Below are 13,578 nucleotides of genomic sequence, written 5' to 3'. Positions count from 1 at the left end.
GCCGACCCCTGCTCGTCAGGCTAGCCACGTCCGGTCGCCGGTGGCGGCCCACGCGGTGCGAAGCCTGCTGCGAAGGGTCAGACGGCTCCCACCGCGGAGAGGGGCAGCGAGATGAGCCGGTCGGCGCCGTCGTTGTTGCTCGTCGTGATCCAGACCCGGCTGCCGACGAAGTGGACGTCGCGGATGCGACCGTAGCTGCCCTGGAGGTGGCGGGTCGGGGTGCCGGCGGAGCCGTCGGCGTTGACCGGCACCCGCCACACCGACTGCCCGCGCAGGGCTGCCATGTAGACGGCCCCGTCGGGCCCGACGGCGATGCCGCTCGGTGACATCTCGGAGGTCGGCCACTCGGCGACGGGGTCGACGTAGTCGGGGTTGTCGGCGCGGCCCTCGACCTCGGGCCAGCCGTAGTTCTTGCCGGGCTCGACGAGGTTGAGCTCGTCGAACGTGTTCTGTCCGAACTCGCTGGCCCACAGGCGTTTGCGACCGTCCCAGGCCAGCCCCTGGACGTTTCGGTGTCCGTAGGACCAGATCGGGGAGCCGCCGAACGGGTTGCCCGGGGCCGGGTCGCCGTCCGGGGTGATGCGCAGGATCTTCCCGCCGAGGGAGTCGAGGTTCTGAGAGAGCGAGGTGTCGCCGGCCTCGCCCGTGCCGACGTAGAGGTAGCCGTCGGGCCCGAAGGCGATGCGGCCCCCGTTGTGGTTCCGACCACGCGGGATGCCGGAGAAGATGACGACGGGCTCGCCGATCGTGCCGTCCCGCCACGGCACGGCGGCGATGCGGTTGTCGCTCTCGGTCGAGTAGTACGCGTAGAAGACGGGATCGGCGTCGAAGTCCTCGGGCACGGCGAGCCCGAGGAGTCCGCCCTCGCCCTCCGTGCGGGTGATCGGCAGCTTCCCGGCGACCGTCGCCCTGCCCCCGGCTCCGGGCTTGGGCACGTGGTGGATCAGGCCCGTGTTGCGTTCGCTCACGAGGGCGCTGCCGTCGGGCAGCACGGCCACCGACCAGGCGATGTCGAGGCCGCCCAGCAGGGTCACGGGTCCGACCGGCTGGGCTGCGGGTGGACGCGTCGGGGTCGTGGGGGCCGACGACGCCGAGGTGCTCCCCGTCGCGGTGGTGGCGCTCGAGGTCGCCGAGGTGGTCGTGCCGGCACCCGTCGCGGGGGCGGAGGGTTCGGCCGTCGAGCACGCGGTCGTGACCAGGGCGACGACGACGCCACCCACGAGCGCGCGGCCGATCGGTCGGGAGGTGTGCGGCATACCTCATTGTGTCCCACGTGGCGTCTGGGACAGCGGTGTCTCAGCCCCCGCGTCGTCGTTCGAGCGTCTCGACGAGCCCGTCGCGCACCTCGGGGTGGACGACGTCGGCGTCGACGACCCGTCGTGCGGCGGCGAGGTCGCCGGTGACGGCGCGGAAGAGCACGAGCAGGTCGATGTCGTGGGAAGGTCGCTCGATCTCGATGGTCGCGCCGGTGTGCACGGTGCCGGGGACCACGACCGAGAGGTAGGCGCCGGTGCGCCCGGCCTCGGTGAAGCGGCGTACCCAGCGGGGCACACCCATGTGCGCGGCGAAGGTGCTGCACGGGATGCGCGGCACCTCGACCTGCAGCACGACGTCGCCGATGCGCCACCGCTCGCCGACGAGCGCGTGTGTCGTGTCCACGGCGAGCGTCGTGATGTTCTCGCCGAATCCCCCTGAGGGGATGGAGCGCCCGATCTGCTGCTCCCAGAGCTCCTGGTCCTCGCGCGGGTACGCGTAGACCGCCTGGAGCGCGCCGCCGTGGTGCTTCGGGTTGCCGATCTCGTCACCGACGACCCCGCTGCCGAGACCGCCGTGCTTTGGCCCCGGATCGCGGACCGCGAACGACTCGACGGGCCGCTTGTCGATCGCGGTGGGTCGGCCGCCGCCCTCGGGGGCGGTGCGTCGGCCCGAGCCGAGGGCGAGGACGTGGGGGTGGTGCGTCACCCGGGCGAGCCTAGCGGCGTCGCGCCGGACCTTTCCCCGACTGGTCCACGACCGTTCCCGGTCCCCTCCAGGTCGGGCCGCCCGTCTTGGCTAGCGTGGGCGCCATGACTGCCCAACCCGTCGTCGTGTCCGTCCCCGACCCCGAGTTCGCCGAGGCGCTCGCCGACCTCGACGGCGTCGACACGGTCGTGTGGGACATGGAGGGGCCCCACCCGCGCGGTCCCGAGATCCGCTACGCCGTCATGCCCTACATGACGAGCCTCGACCTCGCCGACGTCACCCGCGGGCTCGACGCCCTCGAGGTCGTGCAGCTGCAGAGCGCCGGCTACGAGCAGTTCGTGGGCCGGCTCCCCGAGGGCGTGACCCTCTGCAACGCGGCGGGCGTGCACGACGCGTCGACGGCGGAGCTCGCGCTGACCCTGACCCTGTCGTCGATCCGGGACATCCCGGAGTTCGTCGGGTCCCAGCACCAGGGGCGCTGGGAGCCGCTGCGCCTGCGCTCGTCGCTGGCCGACCGGCGGGTGCTCGTCGTCGGCTACGGGCGGATCGGCCGGGCCATCGCGCGGCGCTTCGCCCCGTTCGAGGTCACGCTGACGGCGGTGGCCTCTCGAGCCCGGGAGGGCGACGAGCTCGTGCCGCGGGTGCACGGCATCGACGAGCTGCCCGACCTGCTGCCCGACCACGACGTGGTCGTCGTCATCGTGCCGCTGACCTCCGCGACACGTCGTCTGTTCGACGCGACGCTGCTCAGCCGTATGCCGGACGGCGCCCTCCTCGTCAACGTGGCCCGGGGGCCGGTCGTCGACACCGACGCCGTCGTGGCCGAGTGCGCCTCCGGCCGGCTGCGGGCGGCGCTCGACGTGACCGACCCCGAGCCGCTGCCGCAGGACCACCCGCTGTGGACGACGCCGGGCGTCCTCGTCACACCGCACGTCGGGGGAGCGACGGACGCGATGCGCCCGCGGGCCGTCGCCCTGGTGCGCCGACAGGTCGAGGCGCTGCTCGCCGGTGAGCCGGTCGACAACGCCGTGGCCGGACCCTTGTCTGCCCCTCGGACATAGTGGACACTGTCAACATGACCGAGACCATCGTCGCCATCGGCACGCGCAAGGGGCTCTGGATCGCCCGCAGCGCCGACCGGCAGGACTGGACCCTCGAGGGTCCGCACTTCCTCATGAGCGAGGTCGCCTCCGTCGCCGTCGACACCCGCGAGGGGCGCTCGACCGTGCTGGCGGGCGTCAAGTCGTGGCACTGGGGACCCACGGTCCAGGCCTCCACCGACGGTGGCCGCACGTGGACCGAGAGCGCCGAGCGGGCCCTGGCCTTCCCGGCCGACACCGACACCGCGCTCGAGCGCGTCTGGCAGCTGACGCCCGACCCCAACGACACCGACGTCGTGTGGGCGGGGGTCGAGCCGCACGCCCTCTTCAAGAGCACCGACCGCGGCGAGCACTACGAGCTCGTCCGGGGCCTCTGGGACCACCCCCACCGCCCGACCTGGGAGCCCGGCTTCGGCGGTGGCGCCGTGCATACGATCGTCCCCGAGCCCGGGCACCCGGAGTCGGTGCTCGTCGCGATGAGCGCGGGCGGCGTCTACCGCACGGGCGACGGCGGGCAGACGTGGGCTCCGAGCAACCCCGGCATCCGGGCCGGCTTCATGCCCGACAACGAGTACCCGGAGTACGGCCAGTGCGTGCACAAGGTGGCGCGCGGCCAGGGCGAGGGGGAGCTCTTCGCCCAGAACCACAACGGTGTCTACCGCTCGCACGACAACGGCGCGACGTGGGACTCCATCGCCGAGGGGCTGCCGACCGACTTCGGCTTCACGGTCCTCGCCCACCCGCGCCGTCCCGGTGTCGTCTGGGTGGTGCCCGTGGCCGACTCGGGTGAGCGCATCCCGCCGGACGCCCAGCTGCAGGTCCAGCGGTCCGAGGACGCCGGTGCGACGTGGCGCCAGCAGGCGACCGGTCTGCCCGGCCACAGCTACACGTGCGTGCTGCGCGACGCAGCCTCCCTCGACGCGGCCGACCCGGTCGGCGTCTACCTCGGCACCCGCAACGGCGACGTCTTCGCCTCGGCTGACGAAGGTGAGACCTTCCAGCGCATCGCGACCCAGCTGCCCGACGTGCTCGTCGTGCGCGCCGCCCAGCTCGCCTGACACGCAAGGGATTCCGTATGCCGTCCGCCCCCGTCCGCGTCATCCTCCCCGGCATGCTCCGCGACCTCGTGGGTGGCGTCGCCGAGATCGAGGTCGAGTCGCCGTCCGAGTCGCAGACCGTGGCCGAGCTGCTCGACCGGGCGTTCTCCGGTCATCGCATCCTCGACGGGAAGGTGCGTGACGAGCGCGGCCAGATCCGTCGGCACGTCAAGGTCTTCGTCAACGGCGAGGACGCCACGCGCGGCGAGGGCATCGGCGCACCGGTGCCGGCCGGAGCCCGGGTCCACATCATCAACGCCGTCTCAGGAGGCTGACGGCACCCCGGACATCGGCCCGAGCACGGGGAAGTCGGCCCGCAGCACCGCCCCGCCCGGGGTCTCGCGGCTCAGTGTCAGGTCGCCACCCAGTGACCGCAGGGTGTCGCGCAGCAGCCGGAGCCCGAGGTGCCCTCGGTTCGAACCGGACGGAGGCTCGTCAACCGTGGCCGAGGGCCCCACGCCGTCGTCGCGCACCTTGACGACGACGCGCTCGCCACGGAGGACGGCCGACACCGCCACGGTCGAGGCGTCCGCGTGCTTGTCGACGTTGCGCAGCCCTTCGCGCACGACCCGGAAGGTCAGCTGGGCGACGGCGAGCGAGTCGTCGAGCCGGGGGTCCACCGAGACGTCGACGTCGGTTCCATGGCGGCGCTGCCGGTCCGCCAGCTCCTCGACGGCAGCCACGAGGCCCCCGCTGCGCAGGTCCGCCGGGTAGACGTCGGTGAGCAGCTCGCGCGCCCCCGTGGCGCTGCGTGCGAGGTCGGCCGTCGCCTGCTCGAGCAGGTGCCGCTCTGCGGTCGCCTCCTCCGGCAGGGCGGCCGCGACGGTCGGCAACGCGTACCCGAGCCCCACGATGTCCTGCACGAGTCCGTCGTGGAGGTCCTGCGAGAGGCGTCGGCGCTCGAGGTCCGAGGCCGACAGCGCGTGGGCCATCATCTCCTCCCGCTCGGCGAGGCCGCGGTCGACGCGGCGGGCGAGGGACAGCGCGAGCGGGAGCAGGGCGAGGGCGAGCAGCAGGAGCGAGACGAGGCCCAGCGTGGTGAACTGCCAGCGGATGTCGGCGACGTCGTGCTGGATGCGCTCGGTGGGCCAGTAGGCCTCGAAGACGAGGGGATGGCCGTCGGCGGCGCGGAAGCCGACGTAGACCTCGATGAGCTCCTCATGGGACTGCTCGGCGGCGTTCTCGGGCTTGTCGAGGTCTGACAGCTCCGCGGTCGCGCCGGTGCCCCCGAAGAGGGCTGCGACGTCGGGTTCGAGCTCGTACGTCCTGCCGGTCATGCCCGCCTCGTCGGTCCACAGCACGAGCCCGTCGGCGGTCCAGATCTTCATGTGGGCGATGGACCCGTCGGCCATCCGTGCCCGCATGAGGCGCTCGAGGGGTGCCATGGCCTCGGGCCGTCCGGCCCGCACCCCCTCGTCGACGAGCGGTGCCACGACCGAGTTGGCGAACGCGACGCTGCGCACGTCGGCCTCGTGGAGGGAGAGGGACTCGGCCAGGGGTTTGGACAACAACAGCGTGCCCGAGGCGACGACGAGCAGCACCGCCACGCTCCAGACCACGAACCGGGTCACGGCGCTGCGCACGACGGTCGACCGGCCGGGTGGGAGCGGCCCTCGGCTCGCCCTGCCGGAGGCGAGGTCAGATCTCATCGTCGAGCCGGATCAGCTTGCGCCGCAGAGCGATCATGACGGCCTCGAGCTGGCTGTGCGCGTCGAGCTTGACGAGGATGTTCTTGATGTAGCCGCGGCAGGTGAGCACCGAGATGCCGAGCGTGCGGGCGATGGCCGTGGGGTCCCGCCCCTGGGCGAGCAGGGCCAGGACCTGCTGCTCCCGAGAGGTCAGCAGCTCCGGGGTGCCCTGTCTGCCGGACCCGTTGCCGACGAGCGCCCTCAGCAGCACCGGGTGCACGGCGAAGGTCCCGCGACTGGCCTCGCGCAGCGCTTGGATCAGCTCGGCGAGCGGGCCGCCCTTGGGCAGCAGGGCCGAGGCTCCGGCCTCGGCGGCGCGGGCCAGCAACGCGTGGGTGACGTGGGCGGTGAGGACCACCACGCGCACCTGCGGGTGCGCATCGGTGACGCGGCGGGTCAGCTCGATGCCGTCACCGTCGTCGAGGTGCACGTCCATGACGATCGCGTCGGGGCGCGCACGGTCGATGATCGCGAGCGCGTCGACGACGCCGCCCGCGGTGCCGACGCTCTCCATGTCCGGCTGGGCTGACACGGCGAGCGACAGGGCGTCGGCGACAGTTCGGTGGTCGTCGACGACCAGCACACGCATCATCTCGGACGACATCGAGCCCCCTCGTCGTCAGGACAGTGCGCTCCCCGGCGCACCGCTCCGCGCACCAGTATCACGGCTGGAGGCCTCGCGTGCGGAGAAACGGCCCTCGAAAAGTGGGGGTCGGGGCACCCGCCGCTGGGTGGTCCGGCGTCATCCGGCGGCGCCCACCATGGGAGGAGTTCTGCAAGGGGGGATCCGGATGAACGGAACTGCTGGGCTTCGCGTACGCCTGTGTGGGGGACTCGTCGTGGGAGACGGGGACCTCGCCCTCGGCCCGCGCGACGTCGGAGGGGCCAAGGCGCGTCAGGTGCTCATGGCGCTGCTGTTCGAGGCCGGTGCGGGTGTCTCGAAGGGACGTCTCATCGAGTTCCTCTGGGGTGGAAGACCGCCCGCCGGTGCACTCGGCACGCTGGAGGCCTACGTCAGTGTGCTCCGGAAACGGCTCGCGATGGTGTTCCCGGGCGGGACGCCGGTCGTCACGGTCCCGGGCGGCTACCGCTGGGACGTGGACCGGGCGCCCGTCGACGTCGTCGAGTTCACCCGCCTCGTCGCCGCCGCACGCGCGGTCGACGTGTCCGGGACCGATGCGCTGGAGGCGTATGCCGCTGCCCTCGCCCTCGTCGAACGTCCTCTGGCGCCGGTGGACGGCGACCTGCCCTGGCTCGAGGAGCACGTCTCCGGTCACCACTCTCGGGTGCTGCGCGTGCTCACCGACGCCGCGCGCCTCGCGCTGGACGAGGGCGACCCGTCCCGGGCCGAGACCTGGGCCCGGGACGCGATCGAGCGCGACCTGCTCGTCGAGGCGGCTTGGCAGGTGCTGCTCGAGTCGCTGGAGCGCCAGGGACGCCAGGCCGAGGCGATGCGGGAGTACGAGACCTGTCGCTCGGTCTTCGCCGACGAGCTGGGCTGCGACCCGGGACCGGGACTGCGCACGGTTTTCACGCGTCTGCTCGCGGCGACCTCGTCCGACGACGACGGGCTGCGCGACCTCGTCGACGCCGTCGTGCGCCTGCACGTGCGGCTGCTCGCCCACGGGGCTGACGGTCGCGGGGCGGGCCGGCTGCCCTTCGCGCACGCGGCCGGAGGTCGTGGGGCCGGGGGCATGGCACAGCCCGAGGCGCTCGCCTCCCTCGAGGAGGACTGCCGGCGGCTCCGGTCGCTGCTCCGCGCCGCACGCGAAACGGTGCCGTCGGGTCTCCCGGGTGGCCGACCGGCCGAAGACGTCAGGAGAGCGGCCACGGCGTGACGACGCGTCCGTCGAGCTCGTCGAGGAGCACGGGCCCGAGGACCCGGGAGTCCACCGAGCGGGAGCGGTCGTCGCCCATGACGAAGACGGCACCTGCGGGCACGGCGACGGGGCCGAACCACACACTGTCCATCGACTCCTCGTCGACCCACGGCTCGGTCACCGGCACGCCGTCGACGACGAGCCGCCCGTCCTCGAGGCCGACCACGTCGCCGCCGACCGCGACGACGCGCTTGACAAACGACGTCCCGGTGGGCACCTGAGCGCCGGCGTTCGTCGTGGACGCCGCCCGCTCGGCCCACCCCGGGCCGACGACGACCACGTCGCCGCGGGACACGGTCCCCGCCCACGGCGTGCGGAGCAGGATCACGTGGTCGCCCGCCGACAGCGTCGGGCTCATCGAGTCGGAGGTGACACGGACCGGCTCGACCACCCAGTGCGACCCGACGGCGAGACCGACGGCGAGCACGGCGAGTGTCCGGCGCGCGCGGCGCGAGCCGTGGTGGAGGCCACGACCCCGACGACCCGCGAACGGCGACTGCACGTGCGGCGTCCGAGGGGAGCGCACGGTCCCGGCTGCCGACGCGCCATCCCCTGGCGGTCGTCCCGACGCGGACATCGGCAGGCTCACGTGAACCGGGCCACGGCCCAGACGATCCAGCCACAGACGCCCACCGCGAGCAGCAGGTTGGTGACGGAACGGCGCTGGGCGGGGGCCATCAGGCCGACGAGGAGGGCCAGCGCCGCGAACTCGGCGGTGACGCAGACGGCATCGAGCAGCCCCAGGGCCTCGACGGTCGAACCGCCCTCGGACCCCGGGATGACCGGCATCCCGTTGCCGTGGCCGCCGGGCACGAGCAGGGGACCGTGGTGCCCGCCACCGGACACGGCCGCACCCTCGCTGTGGAACGGCAGTCCTGCGGTGCGGGACACGACGTAGAGGGCGATGAGGCCGGCCGTCGAGAGCACCGCCGCGGGCAGGAACCGCCTCGCGGTGCCGCGCCACAGCGCCTGGCCCAACCACAGCTGGGCGGTGGCGACGACCGCGAAGAAGACACCGGCCGGTGCCCACTCGTCGACGTGCTCCGGCGTCACGACCACGTGGACGAGCCCGGCCACCCCGAGGAGGGTGCCGGCCGCGCGGGCCTCGGCCGACGGCGTACGCCAGCGGTGTGCCTGCTGCGGCGTGCCCTCGTCGTCGACCGCGGCACCGGGACGGCCCTCGCGGGCCGTCGCGGTCACAGCTCACCATCCTCGGGCAGCGACCTGCACGGATCACTCATCGGGTCGGTCGACTCCCCGGCCACGACCTCGAACTGGCTCATCATGTCGTGGTCCTCGTGGACGAGGTTGTGGCAGTGGATCATGTACTTGCCCCGCCCCTCGAAGCGCATGACGACCCGCACCGTCTCGTTCTCGCCGACGTAGACGACGTCCTTGGGCCCGAGCTCGTGGGCCATCGGCGCCGCGCCGTTGCGGTCGAGCACGCGGAAGTCCACGAGGTGGATGTGGACCGGGTGGAACCAGCCGCCCGACGAGTTGCGGATCTCCCACACCTCGACGTCCTCCTCTGCGGGGTTTGCCTCGACGAGCGCGAACCGGCTGCGCACGACGTCGTCCCACGTGTGGCCGTTGATCGTCCACTGGCTGTTCTTGCGCACGAGGTCGAGCCTTCGGGTGCGCACGGCGTCGGCGGCGGTCAGCGCCATGACCGGGTTGGTCGGGTTGAGCTGGTCGGGAACGGCGTTGTCGGCCGGGTCGAAGTCGTCGCCGACGACGTCGAAGGCCATGACCTTGTTCGTGTTGTCGTAGTCGATGTTGTTCTTCGGGCTCGAGTTGCCGAGCACGACCCGCCGGCCCACGGGGTAGCGGCTGAAGTCGACGACGACCTCGTAGCGTTCAGCCATGCCCTGCCGGAAGCTCCTGACCCGCTGGGGTGCCGGCATCAGGCCCGCGTCCGTCGCGATGACGACGAACGGGTCGCCGGAGTCGAGCGACCACTGGTAGGACCGTGAGATCGAGGCGTTGAGCAGCCGGAAGCGGTAGCGCCGCCGCTTGACCTTCATGACCGGCCACGGCACCCCGTTGACGAGGACGACGTCGCCGAACATCCCGGACTCGTCGTGGTTGTCGAAGTAGAGCTGCCCGTCCGTCGCGAACATCGCGTCGCTGACGACCAACGGGACGTCGAACTCGCCGTGTGGAATCGGCAGCGACTGCTCGAGCGGGTCCGTGAGGTGGTACTGCGCTGCCAGGCCCATGAGGACGTTCTCCGCCGTGTGGTGCAGGCCGTGGTCGTGGTACCAGAGCGTCCGGGCCGTCGGGGTGTTCGGGTAGACGTAGTCCTTGTACTGACCCGGGTTCGTGATGTCACTGGCGTACCCGTCGTACTCCGGGGCCGACGGTGACCCGTGCAGGTGCACCGAGGTCCACGGCGTGTAGCGCAGGAGCGGGTGGGTCGCCGGCAGGTTGTTGACCTGGCGCATGACGGTGCGGCGGCCCTGCGCGACCTTGACCGTCGGCCCGGGCACGCTGCCGTTGTAGCCCCACAGTGGCGTCTTGAGGCCCGGGACGACGTCGGCCATGACCGGCTTCATGTAGACCTTGTAGTAGTCGGTCGTGCTGTCGACCCGGCTGGGCTGGAGCACGGGCGGCACCCGGAAGGCCAGCGTGAACGGCTTCGGCAGCCTGCTGGTCGCGAGCCGGCTCTGCGTGCTCGAGCCCGCCCGGACGGTGCGCTCCAGCGGCAGGGCCAGAGCGGCGCCACCCACGACGCCCAGCTTCATCAGGTCACGACGCGACAGTGACATGGTTCCTCCTCGATCGACTCCAACTCCCTCTAGGACAGCGGGGCGACCTTGGGATCTCCTTGTGGGTCGGGGGAGCCCGTGCCCAAGGTTTCCGCAAGGCCGCGCGCGGAGCCTGACGGGAACGCCCGTACCGGGCGCCCGTCACCGGACCTACGCGTGAGAAGGCAAGTCATGAGACGTCCAACCGCAGCGGCGCTCGCCGCAGTCATCGGCCTCCCGGTCGTCATCGGTGTCAGCGCATCCGCCGCCGTCGTCGGCGGTACGCCCGGACCGGGCCTGGCGGCCGTCGGTCCCGTGAGCGCGACCAACGGCTACCCCACCTGGTACAAGGACAAGAACGGGCTGCGGCTCGAGCTGTGCGTCGCCGCAGCCGACCCGCTCTGTCCCGCTCGAGGCGACCTTCCCGACGAGACGGCGCCCGTCGCCTTCCCTGACAACTACCCCGACGAGGCGTTCTACTCGCTGACCGGCGCCCAGGTCGACACGGCGAGCGCCGGCGTCGCGCGCCTCGACATGGCCCTCGAAGGAGCGTTCTCCGCCGGGCCGGTCGTCGACGGCGAGCAGGTCGTCTTCGCGCGGATGCGGCTCAAGATGACCAACGTCCGCAACGACACCGACTACACGTTCACGACACCCGTGGGGACGAAGACCCTCAAGGCCAACCGCGACGGGCTGATCTTCGACACCGAGGACATCGGCATCGGTGCGCCGGGCGACTTCTCCGGCGCCCTCGGCGGCCGCATCGGGCCGTTCCTGACGTGGGACACGTTCGGCACGCGGACGGACCCCGCTCTCAAGGGCGACACCTACGTCGGCGACGGCATCACCGACCACCGGATCAAGGGCAGCCCCTACGGCACGAACGTCTTCCGGATCCAGGGGCCGGGCGTCAACCCGTCCGCGACGACCGACGCGTGCCCGACGGTGACCGGACCCGTGGCCGACTGCATCGAGACGGACCTCTTCACCGTCCAGGGGAAGGTCGCGACGACCTCCGGCGTGTCGGCCGACGCCGCGACCTACGCCCGCTCGTCCGGGGGTGCCTCGCTCGTCGACGTCTTCGCCTCGTCGGAGCCGGGGGAGCTGCAGGCCATCGAGGTGGGCGACGCCTCGAGCGTCGTCGGCTTCGCCACCACGGCCCTGACCGGGGGCGACGGGAGGTACTTCGCCCGGGTCGCCGCCGACGGGCTGCCGAGCCGAGTCCAGGTCTCGAACGTCGGCGATGTGCCGCCGTCACGCAAGACCATCGCCGTCGTCGACCGGGTGTCGGGCACCGCCGTCTTCGATGCGGGCCGGCGCGTGCTGTCGGTCGGGGCCAGCTCGAGCGACACGTTCGCCGACCCGACGCTCACCGCCGTCGGTCTCGGTGACCTCGTCGGCGGCACGCTGGTCGTCGACCCCCTCGTGGCGCCGCCCGTCACGGTCACGGTCACCTCCGCCGCCGGTGGCGCCGTCACGATCCCGGTGACGGTGACCGGCCCCGCCACGGACCCGATTCCGGTCAGGGCCCAGGCCGGACCCGACCAGACGGTCCAGCCGGGACAGGTCGTCACGCTCGACGGGTCCACGTCCCGCGGCACGATCCTGTCGTACGCGTGGGAGAGCCCCGCAGGAATCTCCCTGACCTCGCCGAACAGCGCCGTTGCGTCCTTCACCGCCCCTGACGCTCCCGGCGACTACGAGCTAGCCCTCGTCGTGACGGGGACCGGGGGCACGAGCGACCGGGCCACGGCCACCGTCACGGTCACGCCGCCGGTGACGGTCGTCGTCGCGAGCGCCGGGTCCGACCAGACGGTGCGGCGCGGGACCGTCGTGACCCTCGACGGTGGGGCGTCACAGGGAGCCGCGACCTATGCCTGGGCGCAGGTCGCCGGCCCCACGAGGCCGACGGTGACCCTCTCCGGCGCCACGTCCGCCCGACCGACGTTCACGTTCCCGCTCTTCCACGCCTCGGACGGCAACGCGGGCCCGCTGACGTTCCGGCTCACGGTGCGCGATGCCACCGGGGCCCTCACGTCCACGGACGACGTGGTGGTGACGCCCACCTCCGACACCGTCGTCGTGACGACGGCGCGCTTCAAGGGCCAGTGGCGCATCGACGGCACGAGCAGCGTCGTGGCGGGACAGCGGGTCACGGCGCACCTGGGTGGACTCGCCGGGACGGTCATCGGATCAGCGGTCGTCGACGCGGCCGGCGGGTTCTCGATCCGGCCCGCCACCGGACCCTTCGCGACCCAGGGCGCCACGGTCGTCGTCGAGTCGGAGCTGGGCGGTGTCTCCACCCCGTTCACCGTGCGGCTGAACTGACCCCTCCCCGGGGTGGGCGCAGATACCCCCGGCCGTCCACCCCCGAGGTGGCCCCCTCCTTGCGGAGGGGGCCACCGTCGTGAGTGCTGGCTCGGGTCGCCCGCCTCGGTCGCGCCGTCGTCAGCGACCGACGCCGAGGAGGATGGGCAGGACGGTGCGCTCGAGCTCTCCGACCGCGAGAGAGCGCGGTTCGACGAGCCGCTGGGTCATCGAGCCCTGGGCGAGCGCGATCGCGACGCGGACGAAGAGGTCGGTGGGGATCGGGAGGGTGAGTCCCTGGCGCGACACCGCCTCGTCGACGACGGACACCAGCTCGTCGCGGACCCGACGCTGCTGGGCAGCCCAGGTGCGTCGCGCGTCGGCATCGCGGATGGCGTGCAGGGTGAACTCGGTCGTGAGCACGAGCCAGCGCTCTCTGCTGTCGTCGGCGAGCGCCGCGAAGACGTCGCGGAGCACCTCGTCGGCGCTCGCGTGCTCGCGTTTGCTCGCACGGCGGATCCGGTCGACGAGCGCCTCCGAGTGGCGTCGGGAGAGCTCGACGACGAGGTCGTCCTTGGAGCTGAAGTTGGAGTAGAAGGCGCCTCGCGTGAAGCCGGCGCGTTCGCAGATGTCCTCGACCGTGGCGCCGTGGAACCCGCGCTCGGCGAAGACCTCGCTCGCGGCCTCGAGGACACGGTCGCGGGTGGCCTGGCGACGCGCGCTGATGCGCGGAGCGGTGGACGGGGCTGTGGCGGACGGCATACGCCAAGGATACAACCTCGAATTGAATACAACCT

13 protein-coding genes are annotated in these 13,578 nt (G+C 72.4%); 5 read left to right on the top strand and 8 right to left on the bottom strand.

All coding sequences use genetic code 11. The features are described from left to right. Positions 1-77: 77 nt before the first annotated feature. Both AC1DW8_RS09295 and AC1DW8_RS09290 read right to left on the bottom strand, forming a co-directional pair. Positions 78-1,256 (bottom strand): PQQ-dependent sugar dehydrogenase, encoded by a 1,179-nt coding sequence (locus tag AC1DW8_RS09295; protein ID WP_478093503.1) that lies wholly within the window; start codon positions 1,254-1,256, stop codon positions 78-80. A 40-nt stretch (positions 1,257-1,296) separates the two neighbouring features. Continuing rightward, entirely contained in the window at positions 1,297-1,962 is a 666-nt protein-coding gene (locus AC1DW8_RS09290; protein ID WP_478093501.1) for an MOSC domain-containing protein, read from the bottom strand. A gap of 104 nt (positions 1,963-2,066) precedes the next feature. Here AC1DW8_RS09290 and AC1DW8_RS09285 point away from each other — a divergent pair, with 104 nt between their 5' ends. Genes AC1DW8_RS09285 through AC1DW8_RS09275 form a run of 3 tightly spaced genes read left to right on the top strand, consistent with a single transcriptional unit; the run spans position 2,067 to position 4,434 of the window. Continuing rightward, complete coding sequence (locus AC1DW8_RS09285; protein WP_478093499.1) at positions 2,067-3,023, top strand: 2-hydroxyacid dehydrogenase; 957 nt, start codon at positions 2,067-2,069, stop codon at positions 3,021-3,023. Between the two features lie 14 nt (positions 3,024-3,037). Next, positions 3,038-4,120, top strand: a complete 1,083-nt coding sequence (locus AC1DW8_RS09280) for a WD40/YVTN/BNR-like repeat-containing protein (RefSeq protein ID WP_478093497.1) — start codon at positions 3,038-3,040, stop codon at positions 4,118-4,120. A 17-nt stretch (positions 4,121-4,137) separates the two neighbouring features. Further along, the gene (locus tag AC1DW8_RS09275; RefSeq protein WP_020142870.1) at positions 4,138-4,434 is read left to right on the top strand and encodes a MoaD/ThiS family protein; all 297 of its coding nucleotides are present in this window, start codon (positions 4,138-4,140) and stop codon (positions 4,432-4,434) included. Here the strand turns inward: AC1DW8_RS09275 and AC1DW8_RS09270 are convergent. Together AC1DW8_RS09270 and AC1DW8_RS09265 are read right to left on the bottom strand one after the other, a co-directional pair. Beyond that, positions 4,423-5,808 carry a sensor histidine kinase gene (locus tag AC1DW8_RS09270; protein WP_478093495.1) on the bottom strand — a complete coding sequence of 462 codons (1,386 nt, stop codon included), beginning with the start codon at positions 5,806-5,808 and terminating at the stop codon, positions 4,423-4,425. The two genes, AC1DW8_RS09275 and AC1DW8_RS09270, sit on opposite strands and share 12 nt — an antisense overlap. Continuing rightward, positions 5,798-6,451 carry a response regulator transcription factor gene (locus tag AC1DW8_RS09265; RefSeq protein WP_056824429.1) on the bottom strand — a complete coding sequence of 218 codons (654 nt, stop codon included), beginning with the start codon at positions 6,449-6,451 and terminating at the stop codon, positions 5,798-5,800. Before AC1DW8_RS09265 ends, AC1DW8_RS09270 begins: the two co-directional genes overlap by 11 nt. 235 nt (positions 6,452-6,686) lie before the next feature. Between AC1DW8_RS09265 and AC1DW8_RS09260 the strand changes: the two genes are divergently transcribed. Next, positions 6,687-7,685, top strand: coding sequence for an AfsR/SARP family transcriptional regulator (locus AC1DW8_RS09260; protein WP_478093492.1), 999 nt, complete (start codon positions 6,687-6,689; stop codon positions 7,683-7,685). On the opposite strand, the gene lepB is transcribed toward AC1DW8_RS09260, so the two are convergent. The 3 genes from lepB to AC1DW8_RS09245 all read right to left on the bottom strand — a co-directional run bounded on the left by lepB (position 7,663) and on the right by AC1DW8_RS09245 (position 10,495). Further along, positions 7,663-8,229 (bottom strand): signal peptidase I, encoded by a 567-nt coding sequence (gene lepB, locus AC1DW8_RS09255; RefSeq protein ID WP_478093490.1) that lies wholly within the window; start codon positions 8,227-8,229, stop codon positions 7,663-7,665. The two genes, AC1DW8_RS09260 and lepB, sit on opposite strands and share 23 nt — an antisense overlap. Positions 8,230-8,312: 83 nt before the next feature. Next, a complete protein-coding gene (locus AC1DW8_RS09250; RefSeq protein ID WP_478093488.1) occupies positions 8,313-8,927 on the bottom strand; it encodes a hypothetical protein in 615 nt (204 codons plus the stop codon). Then, a complete protein-coding gene (locus AC1DW8_RS09245) occupies positions 8,924-10,495 on the bottom strand; it encodes a multicopper oxidase family protein (RefSeq protein ID WP_478093486.1) in 1,572 nt (523 codons plus the stop codon). The genes AC1DW8_RS09250 and AC1DW8_RS09245 overlap by 4 nt, the downstream gene beginning before the upstream one ends. Positions 10,496-10,666: 171 nt before the next feature. Between AC1DW8_RS09245 and AC1DW8_RS09240 the strand changes: the two genes are divergently transcribed. Continuing rightward, positions 10,667-12,802, top strand: coding sequence for a PKD domain-containing protein (locus AC1DW8_RS09240; RefSeq protein ID WP_478093482.1), 2,136 nt, complete (start codon positions 10,667-10,669; stop codon positions 12,800-12,802). A 120-nt stretch (positions 12,803-12,922) separates the two neighbouring features. Here the strand turns inward: AC1DW8_RS09240 and AC1DW8_RS09235 are convergent, their stop codons facing one another. Next, on the bottom strand, positions 12,923-13,543 hold the full coding sequence (locus AC1DW8_RS09235) for a TetR/AcrR family transcriptional regulator (RefSeq protein ID WP_056824438.1): 621 nt from the start codon (positions 13,541-13,543) through the stop codon (positions 12,923-12,925). Positions 13,544-13,578: the final 35 nt, after the last annotated feature.

It is taken from the genome of Terrabacter sp. P2_E3 (genome assembly GCF_056403915.1).
This window is presented reverse-complemented; position numbering and strand designations above follow the sequence as displayed.

What these genes read in the sequence shown, in the direction of transcription:
- AC1DW8_RS09295 (WP_478093503.1), bottom strand. Translation starts at nt 1,256, where the DNA reads ATGCCGCACACCTCCCGACCGATCGGCCGCGCGCTCGTGGGTGGCGTC.
- AC1DW8_RS09285 (WP_478093499.1), top strand. Translation starts at nt 2,067, where the DNA reads ATGACTGCCCAACCCGTCGTCGTGTCCGTCCCCGACCCCGAGTTCGCC.
- AC1DW8_RS09280 (WP_478093497.1), top strand. Translation starts at nt 3,038, where the DNA reads ATGACCGAGACCATCGTCGCCATCGGCACGCGCAAGGGGCTCTGGATC.
- AC1DW8_RS09275 (WP_020142870.1), top strand. Translation starts at nt 4,138, where the DNA reads ATGCCGTCCGCCCCCGTCCGCGTCATCCTCCCCGGCATGCTCCGCGAC.
- AC1DW8_RS09270 (WP_478093495.1), bottom strand. Translation starts at nt 5,808, where the DNA reads ATGAGATCTGACCTCGCCTCCGGCAGGGCGAGCCGAGGGCCGCTCCCA.
- AC1DW8_RS09265 (WP_056824429.1), bottom strand. Translation starts at nt 6,451, where the DNA reads ATGTCGTCCGAGATGATGCGTGTGCTGGTCGTCGACGACCACCGAACT.
- AC1DW8_RS09245 (WP_478093486.1), bottom strand. Translation starts at nt 10,495, where the DNA reads ATGTCACTGTCGCGTCGTGACCTGATGAAGCTGGGCGTCGTGGGTGGC.
- AC1DW8_RS09240 (WP_478093482.1), top strand. Translation starts at nt 10,667, where the DNA reads ATGAGACGTCCAACCGCAGCGGCGCTCGCCGCAGTCATCGGCCTCCCG.
- AC1DW8_RS09235 (WP_056824438.1), bottom strand. Translation starts at nt 13,543, where the DNA reads ATGCCGTCCGCCACAGCCCCGTCCACCGCTCCGCGCATCAGCGCGCGT.